The sequence below is a fragment of the Hymenobacter coalescens genome (assembly GCF_054783195.1).
Genome location: NZ_BAAGRA010000004.1, coordinates 40,377 through 66,309 on the forward strand (window position 1 = coordinate 40,377; position 25,933 = coordinate 66,309).

Below are 25,933 nucleotides of genomic sequence, written 5' to 3' on the forward strand. Positions count from 1 at the left end.
GCAGGAGGGTATGAGTTAGGGCGGTTTGAAGGCAGGTTTTCTGGACCCGGGAACGGGATGGAGTGAAAGCCCTGCCCCTCCCAAAATCCTACCCTCTTACCTTCACACCCTTATCCCCTAGTGCCCATTGATGAGCAGGGCCAGCCCGGCGCCCAGCAGGGTGGCCAGCAGCTTGCGCACGTTGATTTTGTGCTCGGGGCTGACCTCGAAGAGGATGGTAGTGGACACGTGCAGGAAGTTGCCGCTGACCAGCCCCAGCAGCGCTGGGTACCAGCCGCCGCGCTCCAGCGGGTTCATGCCCGCGTAGTGGCTGACGAGCACGCCCAGCGGCGCGGCGGCGGCAAACAGCGTCAGCCAGGGCAGCGCCTTGCGGAAGGCGCCCAGGCGCGTGACGAGCACCGCCATGAGGGCAAACGCGGCCGGAATGTGGTGCAGCGCCACGCCGGTGAGCACCGCGTAGAACCCGCCGGGCACCTCGCCGTGGGGATTCTGCACCAGGATGCTGCCTTCCAGGAAGGCGTGTACCGTGAGGGACCCCAGCAGCAGCCACGGCACGCCCGCGTGCGGGTGCTCGGCGTGCACGTGCTGGTGGCCGTGCTCCACGCCCTGCGAGAACAGCTCCAGCACCAGTTGCCCGAAAAAGCCGGCCAGCACAAAGTAGCCCACGCGATGCGCCGACGTGTCGAGCTCCAGCGCTTCGGGCAGCAGGTGCGTAAGCGTTAGCGTGACCAAATAGGCCCCGCTGAAAGCCAGCAGCGGCCGCAGCCAAGTGGTATGAGCCGTGGGAACAAAGCGCGTCAGCCAGCCGGCGCCGAGCACCGTCGCAAACAGCAGCAAAAGGGCTACGAGCATGGAAAGACCCCGCCCAGCCGACCCGGCAAGCAAGCCGGCGGCGGGCTTATTTCTTGAGAATAAAAATCATGCGCGGGCTTTCTTCCTCGACGTAGGGCCGCAGGTTGTAGTCGCCCAGCACCTCGCCCAGCCGCAGACCGGCCAGGTAAAAGTACTCGCGGAACCGTTCTACGCTCAAAGCGCGCACGCGTTCCTGAAAATGCTGCGGCTGGCCTTCGCGGTCCGTAAAACGGATGTCCTTCACCACGAAGTCGCGGTCGAGGTGGCGGTGCAGCTCGAAGGTGATGCCATCGACTTGCTTGGTTTCGTGGGCCACCAGCTCGCGTACGGTGCGCTCGGTGTTCATGAAGTCGATGACCAGTTTACCACCGTAGTGCAGCGCGTCGGTGGCGTTGCGCAGGGCCACCACGTTTTCGGCCTCTTCGTCGAAGTACCCAAAAGAGGTGAACAGGTTCAGCACGAAGTCGAAAGGCCCGTAAGGCAGCGGCGCCCGCATGTCGTGCACATGAAAATGCAGCCGCTCGTTTTCGTAGGCCCGGGCCGCGTCGATGCTCTCGGGCGAGAGGTCGATGCCGGTCACGTCGAAGCCCTGCCGGTTCAGGTAAATGGCGTGGCGGCCCCGGCCGCAGGCCAGGTCCAGCAGCCGCTCCTGGGGCTTGGGGTGCAGGTGCCGCAGCAGGTTGTCGAGGAAGTAGTTGGCCTCGTCCTGGTCGCGGTTGTGGTACAGCAAATGGTAGTACGGCGAATCAAACCACGTACTAAACCACTCCGCCGACTGGGCATAGGTGTGGTGCGGCATGGCGCAGAGGAAAAGGAAACAGGACGGCTAAGTAAGCAGAAATGCGCGCCCCGCAGCGGCCAAAGGACGCGGACGCCCCGGCGCAGCCGCCGGCCACGGGGGCCGGCCCTGTGCCGGGGCGCTCGGGCAGGAGTAGGCGGCCGCAGCCGGGCGGTTAGCGCTGCTTTTGCTCGCCGTCCTTATCGTTCAGGTCGTGCTGGGTTTCCACCGGCGCCTTGGCGGCCGCGGCGTTGTCGCCGCCTTCCACTTCCCGCGCTTCGGCCGTCTGGCCTTCCTGCGCCGTCATGCGGTCGGGCTTGCCGGCACCGGCGTCCAGGGTCTGGGGCACGCTGTGGTCGTTGTCGCTGATCGGGTTTTCGATGGCGCCGCCCTTGTGCTGGCTGGGTGCGTCGGTGGCCATGTCGAAGTTGTCGGAGCTGCGGGTGCCGGGAGCTACCATGTCGACGGACACCTTCTGGCCGGGGCGCCAGTCAGACGGTTCGCTGCTGCACGAAGCGAGGGCCAGCAGAGCGACGGCCGCCAGGCCCGAAACGAGTTTGTTAGAAGTCATATACAAAAAGCGGAAGAAGTTCTCAGTGCGAAGTACGGACAAAACGTCGGTTTAGGCCGCTTTCGGCGCGTCAGGGCTGCCAGCGGCATCGGTCGGCAGCAGGTTTTTGCGGCGCAGCAGGCTCTCGAACATGGTCAGGTCTTTGGGCGCGTTGAAGATGCGCAGCGGCAGGTGAATGAACACGGGCACCCACATGAGCTTGGCCAGCCACGCGCGCCAGCCCGCTACCTGATCGGCCACGTCGGGCTGCTTCAGGTACAGAATGTACGCGTCCTTGCTGCGCTTCACCGTCTCGATCATGTCCCAGGTCATGCCGCGCGGCTGATCCTTTTCGTTGGCGCGGAAGGCAATGTAGCGCGGATCAAACTCGTAGCTCAGGCGCTCAAACAGCACCTTGCCCTGCTCCAGCTGCGTGACGCCCGTGACTTGGGCCGAGCGCAGGAGCACGTAAAGCACCGTGACCACCACGGCCGCGGCCACCCACCACCACGAGAAGCTGACCAGCGCCGGCAGCAGCAGCACGATCAGCGGAATTACGGCCTGCCACCAGTCCTTTTTCCACACGTGCGTGAGGGCCATGCGGGTATACGTCTCCTTGTCGAGCTGGTACTTCTTGGTGCGGATGGCCAGCGGCGAAGGCTGCGGCTGCTGGGTAAACTGTCGGCCCCCGCCGCCGCGGGAAATGGGTGGTTGCATATTGCTTGTTGATGGTTAAATGGCCGTATCGTTAAATTGCTAATCGTTCATCGACAACAATTTAGCCATTCAACAATTTGACAATTCAGAAAGCCTTAAGGCTCAGGTCCAGGATGTCGGCGGAATGCGTGAGGGCGCCCACCGAAATGTAATCGACACCCGTGGCGGCTACTTCCCGGATGGTGTGCTCGGTGATGCCGCCCGAGGCCTCCGTGGGGAAGCGCCCGGCCACCAGTGCCACCGCTTCGCGCAGCGTGTCGGGCGGCATGTTGTCGAGCATGATGCGGTCGATGCCGCCTACCTCAAGCACCTGCTGCACCTCGGTGAGCGTGCGCGTCTCCACCACAATGGGGAGCGGGCGCCCCAGCCGCTGCAGGTACGCGTGCGTGGCCTCGATGGCGGGGCGAATGCCGCCGGCGTAGTCCACGTGGTTGTCCTTCAGCATGATCATGTCGAACAGCCCGAAGCGGTGGTTGACGCCGCCGCCGATCAGCACCGCCCACTTCTCGCAAAGCCGGAAATTGGGCGTGGTTTTGCGCGTGTCGAGCAGCCGGGCCTTGGTGCCGGCCAGCAGGCTGGTCAGGTAGGCCGTGTGGGTGGCTATACCGCTCATGCGCTGCATGCTGTTGAGCACCAGCCGCTCCGCCGTCAGAATGCTGCGGGCCGGGCCTTCCACCGTCAGGGCTACGTCGCCGTGCTTCACGCGCGTGCCGTCGGGCAACAGCACGGTTACCGTCAGCGCGGGGTCCACCTCGTGGAAGATGCGTTCGGCCAGGGCCACGCCGGCCAGCACCCCTTCGTCCTTCACCAGCAGGCGGGCTTGCTTGCGGGCATCGGCGGGTACGCCCGCCAGCGAGGAGTGGTCCCCGTCGCCCACATCTTCAGCGAGGGCCGATTGAATAAAGGCGCGAAGCGCTTCGGGTGTGAGGTAGGGCGGGGTTTGCACGGGTGCAAAAATAGGAAAAGGCCCCGACTTACAGTCGGGACCTGACCCAGCGGAAGGAGAAGAAATCAATGAAGCAAGTAGCCGTTCAATCCATCTACTCGTGCGTAAAATCAATGGTGTCGATCTGCGTGGCGCCCTGCCCACCCTTCATCTTGATGAAGACGCGGTAGCTGCCGCTTTTGCCGGCGTACTTGCCGATGGCGTACCGAATGCCCTCGTTGGAGGAACCCTGGTGCACCAGCTCGAACGTGGCGGGCGAGTTCTTGGCGAAGAAATCCTTCAGCACAAACTCGGCCTGCGTGGCGCTGTAGCTCTGCTTCTCACCGTCGAAGCCAATCTCCACCGTACCGCCAAAGTACTGGGAGACAGCCCGCGACGAGCCGTTTTGAATGGCCGAGCGCACCGCCCCGAACGTGTCGTTCTGGGCATGAACCGTGGGCGCCAGCAGGGCCAGGCACAGCACGGTCAGGGCTCGGATGAATAATCGTTTCATGGGGTAAGCTGGATTGCTGCGGCGCGTATGCCAAAATGGTGCCAATCGGATACGCAAAGCGCCCGGCGCGGATTGATGCGGCGGCGGGCAAAATAGTGAATCGGTGCCGCTTGGCAGCGCCCACCTCTTATCTTTGCGGGCATGAATAAACCGGTACTGTTGGTAATCCTTGATGGGTGGGGTTTGGGCACCAACCCGGCTGTGTCGGCTATTGCCGCCGCCAAGACGCCTTTCGTGGATTCGCTTTTCCAACGTTTTCCCCACAGCCGTTTGCAGGCCTCGGGCGAAGCCGTCGGGCTGCCCGACGGGCAGATGGGCAACTCGGAAGTCGGACACATGAACCTGGGCGCGGGCCGTGTGGTGTACCAAGATCTGGTGCGCATCAACAAGGCCGTGCGCGAGCGGAAACTGGCCGCTATGCCGGCGCTGAAGCAGGCATTTGAGTACTTGCGCCAGCACCCGGACAAAAACCTGCACCTGATGGGCCTGCTCTCGGACGGCGGCGTGCATTCGCACATCGACCACCTGAAGGCCCTCTGCACCCTGGCCCACGACGAGGACGTGCACCGCGTGTTTATTCATGCTTTTACCGATGGCCGCGACACCGACCCCAAGGCCGGCGTGCGCTACGTCAACGACCTGGAGCAGCACCTGCAGCACGGCGCCAGCGGCAAGATTGCCTCCATCGTGGGGCGCTACTACGCCATGGACCGCGACAACCGTTGGGAGCGGGTGCAAGTCGCCTACGACCTGCTCGTGAACGGCAAAGGTCAGCGCTGCACCAACCTGATTGGGGCCATGCTCGACTCCTACAAGGCCGGCGTAACCGATGAATTTCTGAAGCCGCTGGTGAAAACCGGCGCCGACGACCAGCCGCTGGCTACCGTCAAGGACGGCGACGTGGTCATCTGCTTCAACTTCCGCACCGACCGCGGCCGCGAAATCACGCAGGCGCTGACCCAGCAGGATTTCCACGCCTTCAACATGCACCGGCTGAACCTGCACTACCTCACGATGACGAACTACGACGCGACGTTCGTGGGCGTGCAGCCGATTTTCGACAAGGACAACCTGGAGCACACGCTCGGGCAGGTGCTGGCCGAAAATGGGAAAAAGCAGATCCGGATTGCGGAAACGGAAAAGTACCCGCACGTGACGTTCTTCTTCTCGGGCGGCCGCGAGGCCGAGTTCGAGGGCGAGCAGCGCATCCTGCGTGCTTCGCCCAAGGTAGCCACCTACGACCTGCAGCCTGAAATGAGCGCCTACGAGCTGCGCGACGCGCTGGTGCCCGAGCTGCGCGCGCGGACCGCAGACTTCGTGGTGCTGAACTTCGCCAACCCTGATATGGTGGGCCACACCGGCGTGTTTGCGGCGGCCGTGAAGGCCGTGGAAGCCGTGGATGAGTGCGCCAAGGACGTGGTAACGGCAGCCCTTGAAAGCGGCTACGCCAGCATCATCATCGCCGACCACGGCAACGCCGACATGATGATCAACGAGGACGGCTCGCCCAACACGGCGCACACCACCAACCTGGTGCCGTGCATTCTGGCCGACAGCGACTACCGCGGCACCCTGGCCGACGGCAAGCTGGGCGACATCGCCCCCACCGTGCTGGCACTCATGGGCCTGCCGCAGCCCGCCGACATGACCGGTGAATCGCTGCTGCGCCCCGGCAATGCGTAAGCCCCGCCCCTACCGGGCAGCCCAGGCGGCGCTGATCTTGCTTCTCGGAAGCGGGGTTGGCGCCGCTTGCTCGTCGGGGGGCGACTCCGGGGAGCGGCCGGCCCGTCGTCCGGCCGGCTACTTCGATACGCCCGCCCTGCTCGACGCGCAGATCAGCCAGCTGCAGCAGCGGCGCCCGGCCCTGCAGAAGCACGTGACGCTGCGCGGTGGCACCACCGAAACCGCGCAACTCACCCAGCCCAACTGGGCCGACGAGCTGCAGCTGTTTTACCAGGCCGACATCAACAAACCAGCCCTGCGCGGGGCCTATGAGGTCGTGAGCACCGACTCGGCCGGCCTGACGCAGCGCACCTTCCGCCGCCGCCCCGACGTGGACCATTCCGTGGTGGAGCTGAGCGTCACGCAAGCCGGCTCGGTGGTGCGCGAGCTGCGGGCCACGGTGCAGCAGGACAACCCACTGTTCTTCTCGGGCAAGCAGCTGCGCCTCCGCTTCGGCCCCGATGGGGCGCTCAGCAGCTACCAGGTGCTCGGCCAGCAGAAGCTGATCGGCTTCGACACCACGCGCTACGGGGCGCAAGGGCAGGTACTGCGGTAGGCCCCGTGTTGGCGGGGCGCAGTCGTTGCTCGCGACGCTACGCCTCGATCGTTTCTGCTGCGGGCCTTTTGCTCCGCCGCGCTCAGGGCTAGCCTCGTAGCGCAGGCAGACGTGATATCCTCCAAAAACGGCCGGAACAGCAAGGCTACGTCCCCAGCAGCGTCAGCACGATCCAGCGGCGGCCGCCGTCGTTGCGGTGCTCTCCGAGGTAAACGCCCTGCCAGGTGCCTAGCGCCAACGCGCCGTTGGTCACCGGAATGGTAACGCTACTGCCGAGCATGGCCGCTTTCAGGTGCGCGGGCATATCGTCGGGGCCTTCCAGCGTGTGACGGAAGTACGGGGCGTTTTCGGGGGCCGTGCGGTTGAAGAACTGCTCGAAGTCGTGACGTACCGTGGGGTCGGCGTTTTCGTTGAGGCAGAGGCTGGCCGAGGTGTGCTGGATGAATACGTGCAGCGTGCCCGCCTTCACCTGCTCCAGCTCGGGCAGCTCAGCCGTGACGAGGTCGGTGATGAGGTGGAAGCCCCGGCGCACGGCCGGTAGGCGCAGTCTTTTCTGAACGCAGATCATGCGGCGAAATAATGAGGAGGCGAACTGGCGAGCTTGACGCTAGGGAGGCCGGGGCCGCGCAGGTTGCGCAACCAGAACGCCCCCATTCATCACCCCACCAATTTCCCTTTTACGGGTTTACCCGCTCGTAGGCGCCGGGGTCGGGGGTGGCGCCGCTGCGTGGCAGGTTGCGCAGGTCGCGGCTGAGCTGGGGCAGAGGCAGGGCGCGGTTGCTGGCCGGCGAGAGCGTGTCGAGGCGGTAGTCGTAGCGGTTGGCGGCGTTGTCGGGCGTGCGGCGAAACTTGGGGTCCGTGTTCAGTAGGTTGCCGGCGCGGGCCAGGCCGGGCTTGCCGCCGGCGTCGGCCGGGGTGGCGTACTCCTTCGTGCGCAGCACGCTGTTGCGCACCGCAATCTGCCCAAGGTAACGGCCGCTGTTGTCGAACAGCAACTCGTCCTCGGTGGAACCCCACACAATGCTGTTCTCAATGGTCACCGTGGGCGCCACCTGACGCGGCGGGGCGTCGCCGGGCAGCACGTCGGAGAAGGTGAGCGACGCGGTCTTGCGCTGAAACTGCGGCGTGTAGTTGGCCACGGTGCAGTATTGCAGCGCGTAGGTGCCGCCCTGAAAACCCGCCACGGCGTATTCTCCGCAGTTGGTAAAGAGGCAGTTGCGCAGGTCGAAGTCGCCGGAGAAGCTCAGCACGCCGCCCCCGGCAAACCGGCTGCCGCCGCTGGCGAAGGTGAGGCCGAAGCCCGAGATGTTACGGAACGAGGTGTTGTCCACCGTCACCTTGGGAAACGGCTGCTGGGCATCGATGTTGTACACCAGCAGGCCATACGAAGCGTTTTTGATGTCGCAGAAGCGCACCACGCTGCCGCGGCTGCTGCCGGCCAGAAACTGGATGCCACCCCACTGACCCGGAATGTCGCTGTAGAAGGCCTCCAGCCGGTCGCCCTGGAAACGCACGATGCGCCGGTCGTCGGGCTTCACCTCGTCGGCGGGCTGCAGCGTGGGGTTGATGAGCAGGCGCCCCTGCACGGCCAGCACCGCCCCGGCGTGGCAATAAATGCGCGTGCCCTCCTCGATGGTGAGCGTGCAGCCCGGCGGCACCACGGCCGCATCGTAGATGACGTGGGGCTTGTCGTTGCGCCAGACGGTGTTGCAGGCCAGCCGCTCCCCGATGTGGAAATAGGCGTTCTGGCCGTAGGCCAGCAGGCGCACATGCTGCTCATTGCCGTTGGTGCGGAACAGGATCTGGTCTTCGGTCAGGAAGGGCTTGTTCTCGGGCTGCGCGTTCGGGCCGAGCGTGGCTTTGATGAGCACCAGCAGGCTGTCCTCGCCCCGGATCAGCACGTCGCGGCGCACGGCGCCCGAGTCGCCGTCGATGATGAGTTTGTAAGGCTGGCCGTAGGTCCCGGCCAGGCGGATTTCGGCCACCTGTACGGCGCGCTTGTTGCGGTTGTACACCCACAGGCGCTTGCTCACGGTGCGCGTCTGCACGAACACGGTGTCGAACTTGACGGTGTCCTGGGCAAATTCCAGCTGGGCGATGCCGTCGGTGGTGATGAGTTCTTCCTTGGGCTCACAGCCGGGTAGAACCACGGTGGTCAGCAGGGAAAGCAGCAGCAGAAGGGGCAAAAGGTAGCGCACGGAGCTAAAAAAGGCGGAACGGCTAAACGGGGAAGCGGGGGCAAGCTCAATTCAACGGAACGACCAGCCACTCAGCCACCCAACCATCGGGCAATTTAGGAAATACCCGCCTCTCCCCTATTCGGCGGCGCAGGCGGCAGCTGCGGGCTTCAGCCGAGCGAGGGCAGCAGGCCCGTGGTGAACGGCTGCTGAATCCAGGCGCGGGCGGCCTCGGGGTCGTCGAAGTAGCGCGCGTCCGGGCGGTTGGTGTGGCCCGCGGCGTTGGCCTGGCGCACCACTTCGGCCACGGCCTCCCGGCCCGCCGGGGTCAGGGCATTGATGATGGCCACTTTGTCGAGCTTGAGTTGCACGTAGCGCGGGTACCAATGCTTGGCCAGCCATTGCACCTCGGCCGGCTGGGGCGTGGGCACCACCCGGAAGTCGGACAGCCAGCAGCGGGTTTGGTAGCGCTCGGCCAGCAGCAGCGCCTGCCAGTAGGCCTCCCGAAAATCGGCCGGCGAAACCTCGTGGCTGAGCCACTGCAGTTCCAGCAGCCGCAGCCGGGGCTCGTAATGAATAAGGAGCGCGGGAGTTTCGTACAGCTTAATCATGTATCAACACCAATCGTAATAACAGTTTTCCCACAACGGGAACTACCGGTGATTTGTTCGGCGTACCGCGTTTCAATAGAAACGCCGCAACCCGTTGGGGCTGCGGCGTTTTAACGTCGACCAGCAATTTTTTATTTAACGGGGCAGCTCGCCTACCATGTCTTCGGGCCGGAGCCACTCGTTGAACTGCTCCTCGGTAAGGTAGCCCAATTGCAGGGCAGTTTCCTTCAGCGTCGAGCCGTTCTTGTGGGCCGTCTGCGCAATTTCGGCGGCCTTGTAGTAGCCGATGTGCGGGTTCAGGGCCGTCACCAGCATCAAAGACGACTCCACGTGTTTGCGGATGTTGTCCTCGAGCGGGCGGATGCCCACGGCACACTTGTCGTTGAACGACACGCACACGTCGCCGATGAGGCGGGCCGAGTGCAGGAAGTTGTAGATCATGACGGGCTTGAACACGTTCAGCTCGAAGTGCCCGTTCATGCCGCCGATGTTGATGGCTACGTCGTTGCCCATCACCTGCGCGGCCACCATGGTCATGGCTTCCGACTGCGTGGGGTTCACCTTGCCGGGCATGATGGAGGAGCCGGGCTCGTTGTCGGGGATGAACAGCTCGCCGATGCCCGCGCGCGGGCCCGAGGCCAGCAGGCGGATGTCGTTGGCAATTTTCATCAGCGAAGCGGCCACCGTCTTGAGCGCGCCGTGGGCTTCCACGATGGCGTCGTGGGCGGCCAGGGCCTCAAACTTGTTTTCGGCCGTGACGAAGGGCAGGCCGGTGAGGTCGGCGATGTGCTTGGCTACGTTTTCCGAGTAGCCGGGAGGCGTGTTGATGCCGGTGCCCACGGCGGTGCCGCCCAGGGCCAGCTCCGAGAGGTGCGCCAGCGTGTTCTTGATGGCGCGCAGGCCGTGGTCGAGCTGCGAGGCGTAGCCGCTGAACTCCTGCCCTACCGTCAGGGGGGTCGCGTCCATCAGGTGCGTACGCCCGATCTTGACGATGTGCATGTACTCCCGGGACTTGGCAGCCAGGGTGTCGCGCAGCTTCTCGATGCCGGGAATGGTCACTTCCACCAGAATCTTGTAGGCCGCGATGTGCATGGCCGTCGGGAAGGTGTCGTTCGACGACTGCGACTTGTTCACGTCGTCGTTCGGCGCCAGGGCCTTCTTCTCGTCGAGCAGGTTGCCGCCCTGCAGCACGTGGCCGCGGTAAGCAATGACCTCGTTCACGTTCATGTTCGACTGCGTGCCCGAGCCCGTCTGCCACACCACCAGCGGAAACTGGTCGTCCAGCTTGCCTTCCAGAATTTCGTCGGCTACGCGCCCGATCAGCTCGGCTTTTTCGGCCGGCAGCACGCCCGCGTCGCGGTTGGTCAGCGCGGCCGCTTTCTTGAGGTAGGCGAAAGCGCGGATGATTTCCTTGGGCATCCGGTTGATGTCCTGCGCAATCTGGAAGTTCTCGATGGAGCGTTGGGTTTGGGCGCCCCAGTAGGCGTCGACGGGTACCTGTACGGTGCCCATGGTGTCTTTTTCAGTGCGGAATTGCATCGGCTGCAGCAGACTCGGTGAAACGAAGGGAATTGCGCGGGCAAAGGTAGCACGGTGCGCTAAAGCGGAAGTGGATTAACGTGACAAAAGCGCCGACAGCGGGAACTGCTCAACAGCACATTTCCTACAATGTAAACTTGTTTACATAAAGACAATTGGCATAAATTTTCTTATTTGTAAGCATATTTACTTAATTATAAATGATTGATATATAAGCTAATCAGCCGCTTCCCCCCGGCCTTTCAAGCGCCAGAAGCAGAACTACTCATTTTTCAGCAGGCAGTAATGAGAGTCCGTGGACTGGCCAGCGGCGGTCCAGGCGTGGTGGTAATCGTCGGAGCTGCGCACCGGGCGTATTCATGGCCCTACCCATTGAAGACTGGTGACCGTCGGCCCTGGGGAGCACCCAGGCCGCAAGCCGGCTGCTGAAGGTAGCCGGCTTGTGGCCTAAGCGCGTTTTCCCGCACCCGGCTTTTTCCGCCGGCGGCGCGTATACCCTTTCCGGCTTACCCCGCCCCACGCCGGGTTTGTTTTACCTCCAACTCCCTGACTCATGAGCACCATCAAGAAAGTCATCGAAGTGCTGGCCTCGTCCGATAAGAGCTTTGAGGACGCCCTGCAACGGGCCCTCACCGAAGCCAGCACCACCCTGAAGGGCATCAAATCCATTTATGTGAAGGAGCAGAGCTGCGCGGTGGAGGACAACAAGATTGTGGAGTACCGCGTCACGGCCAAAATCACGTTCGAAGTCATGCACCGCTGGCAGCCCGGTCATGCCACCGCCAGCGCGGAAGAGGTCGATGGCGGCGGCGTACCCGATTATTCCGGCGTCGATCTGAACGCGGCCCCCCAGCTGCCGCGGCCGGTGGAGCCCGGCGGTAGCGCCACGGCCCCCGAAAGCGGCGGCGGCTACAGCGGCTAGCGCCAACCGGCTTCCCAAAACCGCCCGCCGGGGCCGCTCCAACCCTGGAGCGGCCCCGGCGGGCGGTTTTTTAGGCTCAAGGCGGGCTTAGCGGAAAGGCACGTCGAGCAGCACCGTCTGGCTGGCGCGGCGGCCGCCCACAATGCCGGGGCGCCAGGCCGGACCGTCGCAGATCAGGCGGATGGCCTCCTCGTCGAGCTCCGGGCTCATGCCGCGCACCACCTGAATGTTCTGCACCGAGCCGTCGGCTTCCACGGTAAACTTCAGCTTCACCACGCCGTCGGTGAGCGGGGCGCCGGGCGGGCGCCGCTGCTCCCGGATCAGGTACTGGCGCAGGGCCGGGTAGCCGCCGTTGGGGAAGGGGGCCAGCGCCGGCGCCGGGGGCAGGGCCGATTTGCGGGCGCTGCCTTCCTCGCGCACCGGCCCCGATTCGGCGGGTGCACTGGCGTTGGCCGCGGCCGGCGCGCCGCCCCCGGCCTTAGCGGCCACGGGCGGCGCCCCCGCCGCCGCCACGGTGCCGGCTACCGGACTTTCGACGGCCGCCGCAGGCGTATCGGCCACAGCTGCCACCGTGGCAGTACTCACCGGGGCCGCGTTGCCGGCCGGGGCTGCGGCCATTTCGCTCTGCAGGGCTACGTCTTCGCTCACCCGGGCCGGCCGGGTAGGTGCCGGGCGCGCACGCCGGCGCGGCGGCCGGGCCACCGCGTAGGAGGGAGGCGCCACGGCCTTGTCCTGCACGGCGGCCTCGGCTACGGGCGCTGGGGCAGCAGGAGCCGCCTCGGCCAGGGGCGCTGCGGGCTCGGGGGCAGCCGAAACGGCTTGGTCAGCCGCCGAGACCGGGGCGGCGGGCTGGGAACGGGCAGCCGGTGTGCGGGCCGTTTGGCGGGAGGCGGCGACGCGCGCCGGCCGCTGCTGCCACAGCCCTACGAATACCAGCAGCAGGACCGCGGCCGCGGCGGCCGCCAGCCACCAGGCCGGCGCCGGGCGTAGCGCGCGGGCGGGCTCGGTGGCTACCCGCGCGTGCAGGCGCTGCTGCAGCTCGGCCAGGGCGGCTGGGCTGGTAGCGGCGGGTTCGGCCAGGTAGCCGTCGAGGGCGTCGGCGCAGAGGGCGCAGTCGAGCGTGTGCCGCTCCACCCGCCGCCGCTCGGCCGCCGGGAGCGTGCCGGCGGCGTATTGCCGGAGCACCGCCGCGGGCAGGTGCGCGGCGGCCGGAGCCGGGGCCTGAAAGTGCGGATCAGCGGGCGACATGCGGGGCGAGGGAGAGTTTGAGGTTGCGCTTCCCGTTTTGCAGGTAGCTTTTCACCTGTTTGAGGTCGTAGCCGGTGGCGGCGGCAATTTCCTGGTAGGACTGTTGTTGGCGGTAAAACAAATCGAGGCAGCGCTGCTGCTCGACGGGCAACCGGGCCATGGCCGCTTCGAGCTGCTGCAGGTGCTCTTCGGTGGGAAAATCGTCATCATCGCCTGTCAGATGCAGGGCCGCTTCCGATTCCACACCAGGGCCGCCGGGCAGGCTGAATTCCACGGTATCCGGGGCGGCTTTGCGGCGGCGCAGCTCCATCAGGCAGTGGTTGCGGGCGGTGGTGTGCAACCAGCTGCTCAGGTGCTGCACCTCGTGGCGGCGTAGGTCGGTGACCAGCTTCTCGAAGATCTGCATGACGGCGTCCTTGGCGTCGGCCTCGTCGCGCAGGTAGCGCAGGCACACGCCGTACACGAGGTGAAAGTAGGGCTCGTAGAGGCGGCCGAGGTCCTGCACGTCGCCGTGCTGCCGGTAGCGCGCGAGTAGTTCGGCCTCGGTCGGAGGCGGCGGCTCGGTGGGCTTAGGGCGGCGAAAGAGGAACATGGGCGGGGCGGCGAATGAAAGGTACGACTTCGCAAGGGTGGTAAAAAATATCGGAAAGGTGATGTGGAATTCCCGGCAGGCCTGCATCCAACCCATAACCTCACCACTTCCCGCCACCGATTATGCTCTGCACGTCACGCGCATTCACTATGGGGGCCCTGGGGCTGGCCGGCCTGCTCGCCGGCACCCAGCAGGCCGCTCTGGCCCAAACGCCGAAGTCCACTGCCCGAACCGCCGCACAGGCTCCGGCCCAGGTCGTTCGGGGCATCATCACCGACAGCCTCAGCGGCCAGCCGCTGCCGGGCGCCACGGTGGTGCTGAAGGGCACCGGCGCCGGCACGGCGGCCGACGGGACTTTTCACCTGCCCTGGCCCGGCCGGGCTACCCGCGCCACGCTGCTGGTCAACGCCCTCGGGTACGCCCCCCGCGAGTTGCCAGTGCGGCCGGGACAGCGCGTCCGCATCGCCCTGGCGCCCGCCGAAAACCAGTTGAACGAGGTGGTGGTAAGCGGAGTGGCGCCGGTCACTACCAAGGCCAGCGTCAGCTATTCGTCGGCCACCGTCACGCAGCAGGAGCAGTCGCTTCAGGGCCGCGCGGCTGGGGTCAGCATCACCTCGGGCCAGGCCGGCCGCAAGGCCCGGCGCGCGGGCAAGGCCGCAGCAGCCCCGGCCAGCGGCTACGCCGACTACACCGGCGCCCGCGCCCGGCGCAGCGACGGTGAATCGTACGCGCACCAGACCGAAAATCCCTTCCACGCGGTGAGCAAGGCGCCGCTAAGCACCTTCAGCATCGACGTGGACGCAGCCTCTTACAGCAACGTGCGCCGCTTTCTGCTGCAGGATGGCCAGCTGCCCCCGCCCGACGCGGTGCGTACCGAGGAGCTGGTGAACTACTTCCGCTACCAGTACCCGCAGCCGGCTCCTGATGATGCCCCTGCGGCCCTGCACCTGGAGCAGGCCCGCTGCCCCTGGGCACCCGAGCACCAGCTGGTGCTGGTGGGCCTGCAGGCGCGCACCGTGCCCACCGCCCAGCTGCCGCCGGCCAACCTGGTGTTTCTCATCGACGTGTCGGGTTCTATGCAGTCGGCTGATAAGCTGCCGCTGGTGAAGGCGGCCCTCGCGCAGCTGGTGCGTGAGCTGCGGCCGCAGGACCAGGTGGCGCTGGTGGTGTACGCCGGGGCCGCCGGGCTGGTGCTGCCGCCCACGCCCGGCACGCGCCGCGCCGATATCCTGGCGGCGCTGGAGCGCCTGGAAGCGGGCGGCTCCACGGCCGGCGGCGCGGGGCTGCGCTTGGCCTACGCCACGGCCCGGCAGCACTTTAAAAAGGATAGCAACAACCGCGTGATTCTGTGCTCCGACGGCGACTTCAACGTGGGCGAATCCTCCGACGACGCCATGGAGCACCTGATTCAGCAGGAGCGGGAATCCGGCGTGTTTCTCTCGGTGCTGGGCTTCGGCACCGGCAACCTGCAGGACAGCAAAATGGAGCGCCTGGCCGATAAGGGCAACGGCAATTACGCCTACATCGACCACCTGGCCGAGGCGCGGCGCGTGCTGGTGCAGCAGTTCGGCGGCACGCTCTTCACGCTGGCCAAAGACGTGAAGCTGCAGGTGGAATTTAACCCCGCCCGGGTGCAGGCCTACCGCCTCATCGGCTACGAAAACCGCCTCCTGGCCGACGAGGACTTCAACAACGACCGGAAAGACGCCGGCGAGCTGGGCGCGGGCCAGCAGGTAACGGCCCTCTACGAAGTGGTGCCCGTGGGTGCTCCTGCAGTGGTGGATGGGCTGAAGTACCAGCCAGTGGCCCCGCAGGCAACCGCCGGGGCCACCGCCACCGAGTTATTGACCGTGAAGATGCGCTACAAGCAGCCGCAAGGCCAGCGGAGCAGCCTGCTCAGCCGCGCCCTGCCTGCCGCCGCCCCGGCCGAGCTGACCGGGGCCTCCGACAACCTGCGCTGGGCCGCCGCCGTGGCGCAGATGAGCCTGCTGCTGCGGCAGTCGGAGCGGCGCGGCACCGCTACCTGGCCCGCCACGCTGGCCCTGGCCCGCGCCGCCCGCGGCCACGACGACGACGGCTACCGCGCCGAGTGCATCCGCCTGATGGAAGTGGCCGCGGGCCTGCTGCCCGGCCCCGAAACCTACGGGCAGCGCTAAGCCGCCCGCTGAGCCGGGCAACCGCCGCTTCTCCGGCCTCGCGCCCTTCGGCGCCGAATCAATGCCGCTGGTCGGAACCGAACACCGGGCGGAAAGCGCCCGCCCCAACGCCCCGGCCGACTCCAACGCAACCATTTTCGCCGTTTCCCGCAGCCCTTTCAACTTTTAGTGGTCTATGACTCGTGCTATCGTTCAATTGCAACTACCGCGGCCCTGCGCCGAGGACTGGGCGACTATGACGCCTATGGCCCAGGGACGCCACTGCGCGGCCTGTCAGCTTACCGTAACCGACTTCAGTCAGCGCTCCGACGCCGAAGTGCTGGCCCTGCTCCGCCACGCCGCAGGTGGGCGGGTATGCGGGCGGTTCCGGGCGGAGCAGCTGGGCCGGGGGTTGGTGCATGCCCCCGCCGCTGCTCCGCGCTGGCAGGCCTGGCTGCTGGCCGCCGCCACGCTTTGGGGCGCGCCGGCGGCGGCGCAGCAACTGCGCGGTAGCCACTCCGGCGGCCCCACGCCCGCCGGTGCCCGAGCCGCCATCCAGAAGCAGCCGGCGGCCGCAACGGAATCAGACCGGGCCGGAACTTCGCCGGATGCCAGCCGGGTTGCGCCTGGGGAGCCCGCGGCCATCAAATCGACGGAGAAGCTAATGGGTCGTGTCATCGACCAGGCTAGTGGGGAGGGGCTACCAGGCGTAACGGTACTCATTAAGGGCACAACCACCGGGACTAACACGAATGCGGACGGCAACTTTGTGCTCGAAGCGCAGCTGCCGATCAACGCAAGCCTGGTGTTTTCGTCCGTTGGCTACAACACGCAAGAGCTGCCCGTACCGGGGCCGGCGGCCACGATGCCTGCCGTAGCCTTAGCCCTGGAAACGCAGCTACTGGTTGAGATGTCGACTGTAGTATTAGGCGCTATCGAAATCCAATACCCTTGGTACTCGCCCCGGGGCCTGTGGTACAACCTCCGCAGCCTGCCCCGCCGCATCACCGGGCGCTGGTAGGCGCAGTGCATGGCTTCCCGCATTTTACACTCACTCACCATTCACTCACTCCCGCAACGGCCCGCTTCTGGCGGGTCGCTGCGTGTCCGGGCGACTCATCCGGCGGCAGCGCCGGTCACGCAAGCAACCCGCTTTACGGCACTGTGGCGCGTGACGGCAGCTAACCAATGCGCGGGTTTGGCCGGCTCTGCCGCGTGGGCGCTGGTCTTTAGCGGCATTTCCCGGCGGCATTCGTTTGGTCTTTGGCGGCCGTCAGTGGCCGAGCGGCCCGGCTGTTCGGCGAAAAATGCCGTATTTCTGCGCCGGGCCCGCCCGCCTCGCTCCGCTATGCCGCTGTTTTACTCCCTGATGAAGCCCCCCGTGCAGCTGGCGCTGCGCGTGTTCTTCCGCCGCCTCGAAATCCGCCACCCCGAGCGCCTGCAGACGCCCGGGCCGCTGCTGGTGGCCGCCAACCACCCCAACACCCTCATGGACCCGCTGCTGGTGGCCGCCAACCGCCGCCGAGGCCAGCTGTTTTTTCTCGCCAAAAGCACCTTTTTTCAGAACCCGGTTTCGCGCTGGTTTTTCGAGCGCTCCAACTGCATTCCGGTGTACCGGCGGCAGGACGTGGAAACCGGCGACGCCCAGATCAGCCCCGACGAGCTGGCGGCCCTCAACGAAAAAGCCTTTGGCCGCAGCTACGACCACCTCGGGCGCGGCGGGCTGCTGATGATTTTCCCGGAGGGCACCAGCATTGCCGAACGCCGCCTGCGCCCGCTCAAAACCGGCGCGGCGCGCATTGCGCTGGGGGCCGAGGCCCGCCACGACTTCCGCCTGGGCGTGCGCATCCTGCCCGTAGGCCTGAACTACTCCGCCTCCACGCGCTTCCGCTCCGACGTGCTCATCTTTCCCGCCGAGCCCATCGTGGTGGCCGACTACGCCGCGCAGTACCGCCAGGACCCCGAAGCGGCCGCCGACGCCCTCACCGAGGAACTGCGCCGCCGCCTGGAGGCTCACCTGGTGGTGACCCGCGACGACGCCGAGGACGCGCTGGTGCGGCAGGTGGAAGCCACGTTCGGCCAGTACCTGGTGCCCGAGCACGACGAGGGCAGCCCCTACGAGGAGTTTCAGCTTACGCGCACCCTGCTGCAGGGCGTGGCGTGGTTTGAGCACCACGACCCCGAGCACCTGCACGAGCTGCGCCAGCAGGTAACCGATTACAGCGCCGCGCTGCACCGCCTGCGCCTTTCCGACGAAGCCCTGCAGCGTAGCTCTTTGCCCGGCAACCGGCTCCGACGCGGCTTCGTCAACGCCCTGAAAGTGCTGCTGGGCTTCCCGGTGTATGCCTACGGGGCGCTGAATAACTACCTCCCCTACATCATTCCTTCCTTGGTGGCCAAGCGCGCGACCCAGGACGTGGAGTTCATTGCCCCGCTGATGATGGTGACGGGCATGCTCACCTTCGGGCTGCTTTACCCGCTGCAGATCGGGCTGGTGCACCGCCTCACCGGCAACGGCTGGCTTACGTTGCTCTACGCCCTGAGCCTGCCGGTTACGGGTTTCTACGCCCTGTACTACTGGAACCGCCTCACGCTGCGCCTGCAGCGGCTGCGGCTGCTGCGCCTTTTCCGCCGGCAGCCGGTGGTGGTCGAGGACCTGCTGCGGCAGCGCAGCCGCATTCTGCAGTTGCTGGCCGAAGCCCGCGACGCCTACGTCAGCGCCCAAACCGCCTCGTAGCGGCAAACGCACTGCGGCGGCAATCAGCACGGCCCCAAAAAGCCAGGCCCGTCCCCGGTGGGGATGGGCCTGGCGCGTTTTAGAAAGCTTATGCCAAAAGGCCAGGCGGGTACTTTGCCCCGGGGCCTGCTTTGCACTACAGGTCCAGCTTCACCCCGAAGCCCAGCGTAAGGATTTCGTGCACGCCTAGGCCCCCGAGGTTGGTGAAGATGCTGGATAAGTAAAGGTCGTTGGTCCCCAACTCGTAGTAAGCCCCAAGGGTGCGCGGGTGCCCGTGGCGCGTGGTGCCGATGACGCGGCTGACCTTGCCGCCCACGAAGCCGCCGATGCGCGTACGCGACGACCACCAGTAGTAGCCTTTCTCGTATTTGCCGTCGCGGGAGTTGTTCATGCCCCGGCTGGCGGTGTGGCTCACCAGCGCGCCCACCGTAAACGGGCGCACCTGCCAGTGGCGTTGCGGGCCGAGGTCGATGGTCCAGGGCGAATAGCCGGCTTTGGCGGTGAAGATGCCCATGGGCGTGATGCTGTACCGGCTAGGTACGTAGCCCCCTAGCACGTCCACGTCGACGCGGCCGCGCAGGGTGGTGTAGCCCACGCCGGCGGCCACCATGCCCTGGCCGGCCGCCGTTTGCACGATGACGTGGTGCGGGCGGTACCAGGGCTGGGCCGTCAGGCCTACGGGCGCAGCGGCGGGGGCACTGGCGCGGCCGAGGGTATCGGGAGCGGCGGCGCGGGCGGGGAGCAGCGCGGCCAGCAGGGGCGGAAGCAGAAGCAGGCAGCGCATCAGTACTGAACTTTATCCAGTTTGAACTCGCCCGCGCCCCACACCGTGAGCACCACGTACTGGCGCTTCTCGAAGCTGTAGGAGTTGATGAAGGGCAGGCCGTTTTCGTAGGGGTAGCCGAAGCCGAAGTCGTGCTTGTGGCCGTTCAGCTCGAAGGCGATGCGCGGGGCATTGCTCAGCGCCTGCACGTAGGGCATTTCCAGCTGCGGGTCGAAGTCGGCGTCGTGGGGCGGCACGTGGCTCATCACCACCTGGCGCTTGATGCCGGGGGCGGGGCTGCTGAGCGCTTGCTGCACCCAGCTCACGTCGGGCACGCGGCCGTTGAAGCCGTACTCGCGCCCGTTGGTATCGACGAAGACGAAGCGGGTAGCCCCGTACTCGAAGCTGTAGTTGAGCGGGCCGTACACTTTCTGGTAGGCCTCGCGGCCGTTGGCCACGTGGTCGTGGTTGCCGATGACGGTCAGGTAGGGCACGCGGAGCTTCTTGAGTCGGTCGTGCACCCAGCGCATCTCGCGGATCAGGCCGAAATCGGAAATGTCGCCGGCAATGGCCACGAACGCCACGCCGCGCTGCTGGTTCACGCTCTGCACGAAGGGCTCGGCCTCCTCGTAAAAGCGCTGCGAGTCGCCGATGAACACGAAGCGCAGCGTATCGCCGCCCATGGGGTTGGACTGCTGCTGCAGGCGCTCCAGGTTTTTACGCGTCAGGTCGCGGTAGGCTTCCGGCGTGCGGGTTTCGTTGGGGCTGAACTCGATCAGGTCGCAACCGGCGAGCAGCCACAGGCCGGTCAGGGCCATCAGGCCCCGGCGCAGCCAGGCAGGAGTATGAGAGGAAGAGGAAAGTTGCGGCATATGGCTGCACAAGGCCGCGTTAAGGGTGTATCGGCCGGTTGTGTCAGCAGCATATACCTACTGCCCGGGCTTTTTGTTAATTAATTTTTCAAAACAATCCAAGTTTAGTCGTATAATTATTTTTAATCTTTAATCATGCGCTCTAGCGGCTCATCAGGCCCTCAAATGTTCAATAAAAACGGCCTGCCTCTTCGCTTGGAAGAGGCAGGCCGTAGTACCTGCCAAGGCCCGCCGAAACGAGCTGGTTCGCCCCGGTGCTACTTGAGCACCTGCAGGGCCTGGCTGCGGCCGTCGGGCAGCAGCAGGCGCAAGGAATACACACCGGCCGCTACTGCCTCGGTGCTCAGTTGCAACTGTTGGGGCTGGCCCGTAAGCTGTACCGGCTGGCGCCGCAGCTCGCGGCCCAGGGCATCGGTGAGCAGCAGGGTGGCGGCCCCGGCCTGGGGCGCCTGCACGGCTACGCGCAGCTGGTTGTCAAAGGGCACAGGGTAGGCGGAAAACTGCAGTAGGCCCGCCGTGGGCCGGGTGCCAGTCACCACGGGCACCAGGCGCACGTCGGCGAGGTACACGTTGTTGCCGTTGTCGTTCAGGTTGGTGAAGCGCACCACCACGTTGCCGCTGTAGCCGGCGGGCAGGTAGGGCTGCAGGTCTACCACTTCCTGGCGCCAGTGGCGCGGGCTGGTGGGGGCCCAGCGCTGGGTAACGAACGTGGACACGGTCGCCAACTGCGTGCCGCGCTTCAGGTAGCTGGTCGGCTGGAAGGTCTGGCCGCAGTCGGTGCTGATGTCCAGGCGCAGCCCGTCGCGGTAGGCCGCGCTGTAGGCCGCGTGCGCCACGGCGAAGTGTGCCGCCACGAGCCGGCCCGCGCCGCCCTGCACGGGCGGGGCCAGCAGGTACTCCTCGGCGGTGCGGTTGCTGTACTCGTAGTCGTTCACGTAGGGCACCTGCCGCCGCACGCTGTCCGGGCCGGTCACCAGCGGACTAAGCTGCCAGGTGAAGTCGCCGTTCGGGTCGATGACCTGCCAGCCGGCGGGCGGGAAGGTGCTGGTGCGGAACTCCTGCACCAGCGGCGTCGGCTGGGCTGCCACCACCGTCAGCAGGTTGGTTTCGGTGCGCGTATCCGTGCCAAAGCCGTTGGTAGCCAGCAGCGTAACGCTGTAAGTGCCGGGCTGCGCAAACTGCACCTGCGGGTTTTGCGAGGTGGCCGAGGTGCCCCCCACGAAGGTGACGCCCGCCGTGGGCGTCACGCTCCACTGCCAGCCGCTGGGCTGCAGCTGCGAGCGGTCCTGCAGCTGCACGGGCGTACCCACGCAGGCTTGCCGACTCAGCACCTCCAGCAGCGCCAGGGGCGCGTCGTTGCAGTTGCTGAGCGCGGTCGGGCGCAGCAGGGCGCGGGTGCGGCGGCCCACGGCGCCGCCCGCGCCGCGGGCGCGCACGGCAAACCACTGCTCACCCGTCACCATGGGCAGCGTGGCGCTCAGCCCGGTCACGGTCATTACCGAGTCCATGTACATCGTGCCGAGGCGCAGCACGTCGTAGCCCGTGACCCCGGGCACGGCGTCCCAGGCCAGGGTGGTGCCGGTGCGGCACACGGCAGTGGTGCGCAGGTTAGCGGGCACGCTCACGATGCTGAAGTTGGCGTCGGATTCGTCCTGCTGGGTGCCGCGGCGCACGCGCAGGCGGGCCTGCCCCGTGGGCGTGGCGCTGGCCGGCACCGACCAGTTGAAGAAGCGCGTGGTGGCTGCAATGCCCGAGGCGATATTCGTCCAAGTAGCGCCGTTGTCGAGGGTGTACTCCAGCGTGAAGGGGTCGGTGCCGGGGGCGGCGTTCCAGCGCACCACTTCGGTCTCGCCGGGCACGAAGCCTTCGCCGCCCAGCGGGTAGGTCATTTCCACCTGCTCATCGAGCACGGTGTGGAGCAGGAAGTAGGGCTGCGTGCCCTGCGGCACAGCAGCGCCGCGCACCGTGAGGGTGTACGTGCCGGCGGCGGGCACATCCAGGGTTACCTGCTCGGCGTTGTTGAGCGTGTCGCGGCCGCGCACGGCCAGGGTGTTCAGGGCCGCGGCCGTGGGGCGCGAGTCGAGCACCCAGGGCTGATACACGGTGCCGTTGGGGGCTGTCAGGGTCAGGTCCAGGTTGTTCACCAGGTTCACGCGGGAGCTGGCGGCGGCCTCGTAGTCGGGCCAGTACAGCATCACGCGCAGCTGCCGCTGGCCGGCGGGCACCGTGATGGTGTGGGTGCGCGTTTGGCCCTGGGTGAGGCTGTCTTGCAGGTAGGTGCGCTGCTCCAGCACGCGCACGGCCCGCAGCGCGTCCACCCGGCCGTAGCCGAAGCGGAAGTCGGGTCCGGCGTTGCCCAGGTCCTCGGCGGTGTTCATCAGGGCGGCCTTGATGAGAGCGGCTGGGGCTTCGGCGCCGCCGTTCAGGGCCTTGTGGGCGTGCATCAGCTGCGCCGCCACGCCCACCACCGCCGGGCAGGCCATGGATGTGCCGCTCAGGGCCGCGTAGGTGTTGTTGGGCATGGTCGATATCACGCTGCTGCCCACGGCGCATACTTCGGGCTTGATGCGCCCGTCGGTGGCGGGCCCGCGCGAGGAGGACGACGAGAGCACGTCCAGGTTCGTCACGTTGCCCACGGTCAGCACGTTCTTGCCGGCCTTGCGGCCGCCCGTCACGTTGCCCCAGGTGGTGCCGGCGCCGTAGCCGCAGTCGCTGGTGCCGGAGTTGCCGGCCGAAAACACGTGCAGCATCAGCGGCAGGCGCCGCGCCTGCTGGTCCATGTCGCGGGCGCCGGAGGTGTAGCCGGCATTGCAGGTCTCGCCGTACGAGCTGTTGGTCACGCGGATGCTGCGCGTGAAGTAGTGGGCGGCGGCGTTGGTGAGGTTGCCGGGGTAGCTGTAGTAGTAGTTGAAGGCGCCGGTGGCCTGCCCGCGGTAGCGCGGGTCCAGGTTGCCGGCGCCCATAATGATGCCAGCCACGTGGTCGCCGTGGGTGCCGCCATCGGGGCCGGCGCTGCTCTGGTCCACGCGGCCCCGGAAGTCGATGTGCGGTCCGATCAGCCCGTCGTCGCCGTGGGCCACGTTGATGCCGCGGCCGTCGTAGCGGCGGCCGGCGCCGTAATCGGTGGCCAGCGCGTTGGCGCGGTGGTTGGTGCGGGCGCGGGTGTCTTCTGGCACGGGGTCGGCCGCCACGTACTCCACGCTGGCCACCCAGGGGCGGGCGGCCAGGCTGGCCAGTTGGGCGCTGGGCAGGGTTATGGTTACTTGGCGCGAAAAGTCCAGCCGCTCGCCCACCGCGTAGCCGGCGGCCGCGAGGCTGGCCGCCGCTTCGCCGGGCTGAATGGTGGGGTGGTAGCTCACCACCACGGCCACGCGGCCGCTGCCGCGCAGGGCGTGGGCCGGCGGCTGGTCCTGCGTGGCCAGCAGGCCGGCGTACTTCCAGCGGGCCTCCACGGGCACCACGCTGCGGATGCCGAAGCCGCGCAGGCGGGTGCGGTCGAGGGTAGTGGGCAGGGCGGCGGTGTAGGCGTTCTGCGGCAGGTAATCGAGCAGCTGCACGCCCAGCGCGGCCAGGGCCCGGTGCTCGGCGGCCGTGGGCAGCCGCTCAAACTGAATGACCCGGTAGTACTTGGCCTGCCAGACCTCGGCAGCGCCCAGCTGCTCGGTGCGGCCGGCGGCCATCCAGGCGCTGAAGTTGGCCGGTGGGGTGGGGGTGCCGCTGGCCAGCAGCAGCCGGGGGGTGTCGGGGGGGGGCGTTTGGGCGTGCAGCGCGGAGCTACCCAGGGCCAGCGCCGCCAACAACAGCGCGTCGAAGTGTTTCATGCAGTCAGGAAAAGAGGCTTAGGTGATGTGGTTGGGGCGGTTAAAATAGCGAAAAGCCCCCGCTCGGCGTGGAGCCGGCCCCGGAATATCCCGACCAGTGGGGCCAAAGCCCCCAGCGGCTTTGCAGGGTGCCTTTGGCCCCGACAGGCCCCAAACAAAAACCCCGGCCGGGTGCTGAAACCCGGCCGGGGCTGCGCCCTTCCGCCGCGCCGCAACTGGCGCCGGGTGGGACTTACTCGTCGAGGTACTGGTGCACGAACTTGATGGCCATGGCCCCCTCGCCCACGGCCGAGGCCACGCGGGCCATGGCGCCGGCGCGCGAGTCGCCGGCTGCGAAGATGCCCGGCACCGAGGTTTCCAGCGCGTACGGCTCCCGGGGCTTTTTCCAGCGCAGCGCAAAGCGCGGATCGGCCACCAGGTCACGGCCGGTCAGCACGTAGCCGCGCGCGTCGCAGAGGAGCACTTCGCACATCCACTCGGTGCTCGGGCGCGCTCCGATAAACACGAACACGGCCCGCGCCGGGCACTCCTGCACTTCGCCCGACTGATTCTGGCGCAGCACCACCGATTCGAGGTGGTCCTGCCCGCGCACTTCCTGGATTTCGGTGAAGGGCAGCAGCCGGATGTTGGGCGTGCGGCCGATCTGCTCGATGAGGTAGGCCGACATGGACGCGGCCAGCGAGGCGCCGCGAATCACGATGTACACGTGCCGGGCGTAGCCGGCCAGGTACATGGCTGCCTGCCCGGCCGAGTTGCCGCCGCCCACCACGTACACGTCCTGCTGGGCGCAGGAGCGGGCTTCGGTGCGGGCCGCGCCGTAGTACACGCCGGCCCCGGTGAGGTGCTCGATGCCCGGCACGGCCAGCTGCCGGTAGCTCACGCCGGTGGTCAGCACCACGGCCCGGCTGCGCACTTCGCTGCCGTCGGCCAGGGTCAGCACCTTGTACTCGTCCTGCACGCACAGCTTGGTGACCTCCTGTGCGCTGAGGATTTCGGCGCCCAGGCGCACGGCCTGGGCCCAGGCGCGGTGGGCCAGCTCGGCCCCGCTCAGGCCCGTGGGGAAGCCCAGGTAATTTTCGATGCGCGAGGAAGTGCCGGCCTGCCCGCCGGGGTTTTGCCGCTCGATGAGCAGCGTCTTTAGTCCTTCGGAGGCGCCGTACACGGCCGCGCCCAGGCCCGAGGGGCCGGCGCCGACCACCACCACGTCGTAGAGCGCCTGCGAGGCCTGCCGGGCCAGGCCCAGTTGCGTGGCCAGCTCCGTGCGCGTGGGTTGGGCCAGCACGGTGCCGGTTTCTGTGACCACCACGGGCAGGTCCTGGGCGGTCAGCCCGAGGCTGTCGAGCAGCAGCGCCGCCTCGGCGTTGGTTTCGAAGTCCAGCCACTGAAACGCCACCATGTAGCCCGCCAGAAAATCCTTGAGCTCGTGGGAAAGCGGCGACCATTGGAAGCCGATGAGGCGTACGCCACGAAACGGCGGCTGGTACTGCGCCTGCCAGGCCCTGAGCAGGTCGTGCAGGGTGGGGTAGAGCAGCTGCTGGGGCGGGTCCCAGGGCTTCATCAGGTAGTAATCGAGTCGGGCGTCGTTGATGGCGCGGATGGCGGCTTCCGTGTCGGCGTAAGCGGTGAGCAGCACGCGCTTGGCGTCCGGAAACAGCGTGCGGGCCTGCTCCAGCAGCTGCACGCCTTCCATGTCGGGCATGCGCTGATCGGAAAGCACCAGCGCCAGCGGCTCGGCGCGGGCCTTGAGCTGGTGCATGACCTCCAGCCCCTCGGCCCCCGAACCGGCCCGCACGATGCGGTAGTCAGGCCGAAACTCCTGCCGCAGGTCGCGGTCGATGGCCGATAGCACCTGCGGGTCGTCGTCGATGACGAGCAGAACGGGCTTTTTTTCCATGGGTGAAG

22 protein-coding genes are annotated in these 25,933 nt (G+C 66.8%); 6 read left to right on the top strand and 16 right to left on the bottom strand.

Going from position 1 to position 25,933, the window contains the following annotated elements; translation table 11 throughout:
- Positions 1-117 precede the first annotated feature (117 nt).
- From ACYVKQ_RS03330 to ACYVKQ_RS03355, 6 genes are all read right to left on the bottom strand, one after another.
- Positions 118-852 carry a ZIP family metal transporter gene (locus ACYVKQ_RS03330; protein ID WP_460575598.1) on the bottom strand — a complete coding sequence of 245 codons (735 nt, stop codon included), beginning with the start codon at positions 850-852 and terminating at the stop codon, positions 118-120.
- A gap of 46 nt (positions 853-898) precedes the next feature.
- Positions 899-1,651: a class I SAM-dependent methyltransferase gene (locus tag ACYVKQ_RS03335; RefSeq protein ID WP_460575601.1), complete on the bottom strand. Its 753-nt coding sequence runs from the start codon at positions 1,649-1,651 to the stop codon at positions 899-901.
- A gap of 154 nt (positions 1,652-1,805) precedes the next feature.
- Complete coding sequence (locus ACYVKQ_RS03340) at positions 1,806-2,201, bottom strand: hypothetical protein (protein WP_460575603.1); 396 nt, start codon at positions 2,199-2,201, stop codon at positions 1,806-1,808.
- A 51-nt stretch (positions 2,202-2,252) separates the two neighbouring features.
- Positions 2,253-2,897 carry a hypothetical protein gene (locus tag ACYVKQ_RS03345; RefSeq protein WP_460575605.1) on the bottom strand — a complete coding sequence of 215 codons (645 nt, stop codon included), beginning with the start codon at positions 2,895-2,897 and terminating at the stop codon, positions 2,253-2,255.
- 85 nt (positions 2,898-2,982) lie between these two features.
- Positions 2,983-3,843, bottom strand: coding sequence for a nicotinate-nucleotide diphosphorylase (gene nadC / locus ACYVKQ_RS03350; protein WP_460575606.1), 861 nt, complete (start codon positions 3,841-3,843; stop codon positions 2,983-2,985).
- A 94-nt stretch (positions 3,844-3,937) separates the two neighbouring features.
- A complete protein-coding gene (locus tag ACYVKQ_RS03355; protein ID WP_460575608.1) occupies positions 3,938-4,336 on the bottom strand; it encodes a DUF4783 domain-containing protein in 399 nt (132 codons plus the stop codon).
- 141 nt (positions 4,337-4,477) lie between these two features.
- Between ACYVKQ_RS03355 and gpmI the strand changes: the two genes are divergently transcribed.
- The gene (gpmI, locus tag ACYVKQ_RS03360; RefSeq protein ID WP_460575610.1) at positions 4,478-6,019 is read left to right on the top strand and encodes a 2,3-bisphosphoglycerate-independent phosphoglycerate mutase; all 1,542 of its coding nucleotides are present in this window, start codon (positions 4,478-4,480) and stop codon (positions 6,017-6,019) included.
- Positions 6,012-6,614: a hypothetical protein gene (locus ACYVKQ_RS03365; protein WP_460575611.1), complete on the top strand. Its 603-nt coding sequence runs from the start codon at positions 6,012-6,014 to the stop codon at positions 6,612-6,614. Before gpmI ends, ACYVKQ_RS03365 begins: the two co-directional genes overlap by 8 nt.
- A gap of 145 nt (positions 6,615-6,759) precedes the next feature.
- On the opposite strand, the gene ACYVKQ_RS03370 is transcribed toward ACYVKQ_RS03365, so the two are convergent.
- From ACYVKQ_RS03370 to fumC, 4 genes are all read right to left on the bottom strand, one after another.
- Positions 6,760-7,182: a YjbQ family protein gene (locus ACYVKQ_RS03370; protein ID WP_460575613.1), complete on the bottom strand. Its 423-nt coding sequence runs from the start codon at positions 7,180-7,182 to the stop codon at positions 6,760-6,762.
- 109 nt (positions 7,183-7,291) lie between these two features.
- A complete protein-coding gene (locus ACYVKQ_RS03375) occupies positions 7,292-8,812 on the bottom strand; it encodes a right-handed parallel beta-helix repeat-containing protein (RefSeq protein WP_460575615.1) in 1,521 nt (506 codons plus the stop codon).
- Between the two features lie 149 nt (positions 8,813-8,961).
- Positions 8,962-9,402: a hypothetical protein gene (locus tag ACYVKQ_RS03380; protein ID WP_460575617.1), complete on the bottom strand. Its 441-nt coding sequence runs from the start codon at positions 9,400-9,402 to the stop codon at positions 8,962-8,964.
- A gap of 135 nt (positions 9,403-9,537) precedes the next feature.
- On the bottom strand, positions 9,538-10,941 hold the full coding sequence (gene fumC / locus ACYVKQ_RS03385; protein ID WP_460575619.1) for a class II fumarate hydratase: 1,404 nt from the start codon (positions 10,939-10,941) through the stop codon (positions 9,538-9,540).
- A gap of 553 nt (positions 10,942-11,494) precedes the next feature.
- On the opposite strand from fumC, the gene ACYVKQ_RS03390 reads away from it, so the two are divergent.
- Positions 11,495-11,863: a dodecin family protein gene (locus ACYVKQ_RS03390; protein WP_460575621.1), complete on the top strand. Its 369-nt coding sequence runs from the start codon at positions 11,495-11,497 to the stop codon at positions 11,861-11,863.
- 87 nt (positions 11,864-11,950) lie between these two features.
- On the opposite strand, the gene ACYVKQ_RS03395 is transcribed toward ACYVKQ_RS03390, so the two are convergent.
- Positions 11,951-13,111: an energy transducer TonB gene (locus ACYVKQ_RS03395; protein WP_460575623.1), complete on the bottom strand. Its 1,161-nt coding sequence runs from the start codon at positions 13,109-13,111 to the stop codon at positions 11,951-11,953.
- A complete protein-coding gene (locus tag ACYVKQ_RS03400) occupies positions 13,098-13,703 on the bottom strand; it encodes an RNA polymerase sigma factor (RefSeq protein ID WP_460575625.1) in 606 nt (201 codons plus the stop codon). Before ACYVKQ_RS03400 ends, ACYVKQ_RS03395 begins: the two co-directional genes overlap by 14 nt.
- Positions 13,704-13,825: 122 nt before the next feature.
- Here ACYVKQ_RS03400 and ACYVKQ_RS03405 point away from each other — a divergent pair, with 122 nt between their 5' ends.
- The 3 genes from ACYVKQ_RS03405 to ACYVKQ_RS03415 all read left to right on the top strand — a co-directional run bounded on the left by ACYVKQ_RS03405 (position 13,826) and on the right by ACYVKQ_RS03415 (position 18,575).
- Positions 13,826-15,859 carry a vWA domain-containing protein gene (locus ACYVKQ_RS03405; RefSeq protein WP_460575627.1) on the top strand — a complete coding sequence of 678 codons (2,034 nt, stop codon included), beginning with the start codon at positions 13,826-13,828 and terminating at the stop codon, positions 15,857-15,859.
- A gap of 244 nt (positions 15,860-16,103) precedes the next feature.
- Entirely contained in the window at positions 16,104-16,859 is a 756-nt protein-coding gene (locus ACYVKQ_RS03410; RefSeq protein WP_460575629.1) for a carboxypeptidase-like regulatory domain-containing protein, read from the top strand.
- Positions 16,860-17,186: 327 nt separating this feature from the next.
- Positions 17,187-18,575 (top strand): lysophospholipid acyltransferase family protein, encoded by a 1,389-nt coding sequence (locus tag ACYVKQ_RS03415; RefSeq protein ID WP_460575631.1) that lies wholly within the window; start codon positions 17,187-17,189, stop codon positions 18,573-18,575.
- Between the two features lie 136 nt (positions 18,576-18,711).
- Here the strand turns inward: ACYVKQ_RS03415 and ACYVKQ_RS03420 are convergent, their stop codons facing one another.
- The 4 genes from ACYVKQ_RS03420 to ACYVKQ_RS03435 all read right to left on the bottom strand — a co-directional run bounded on the left by ACYVKQ_RS03420 (position 18,712) and on the right by ACYVKQ_RS03435 (position 25,925).
- Positions 18,712-19,359 (bottom strand): hypothetical protein, encoded by a 648-nt coding sequence (locus ACYVKQ_RS03420; protein WP_460575633.1) that lies wholly within the window; start codon positions 19,357-19,359, stop codon positions 18,712-18,714.
- Complete coding sequence (locus ACYVKQ_RS03425; protein WP_460575635.1) at positions 19,359-20,210, bottom strand: metallophosphoesterase family protein; 852 nt, start codon at positions 20,208-20,210, stop codon at positions 19,359-19,361. Before ACYVKQ_RS03425 ends, ACYVKQ_RS03420 begins: the two co-directional genes overlap by 1 nt.
- Before the next feature lie 257 nt (positions 20,211-20,467).
- Positions 20,468-24,031 (bottom strand): S8 family serine peptidase, encoded by a 3,564-nt coding sequence (locus tag ACYVKQ_RS03430; RefSeq protein WP_460575637.1) that lies wholly within the window; start codon positions 24,029-24,031, stop codon positions 20,468-20,470.
- A 232-nt stretch (positions 24,032-24,263) separates the two neighbouring features.
- Positions 24,264-25,925 (bottom strand): NAD(P)/FAD-dependent oxidoreductase, encoded by a 1,662-nt coding sequence (locus ACYVKQ_RS03435; protein ID WP_460575639.1) that lies wholly within the window; start codon positions 25,923-25,925, stop codon positions 24,264-24,266.
- Positions 25,926-25,933: the final 8 nt, after the last annotated feature.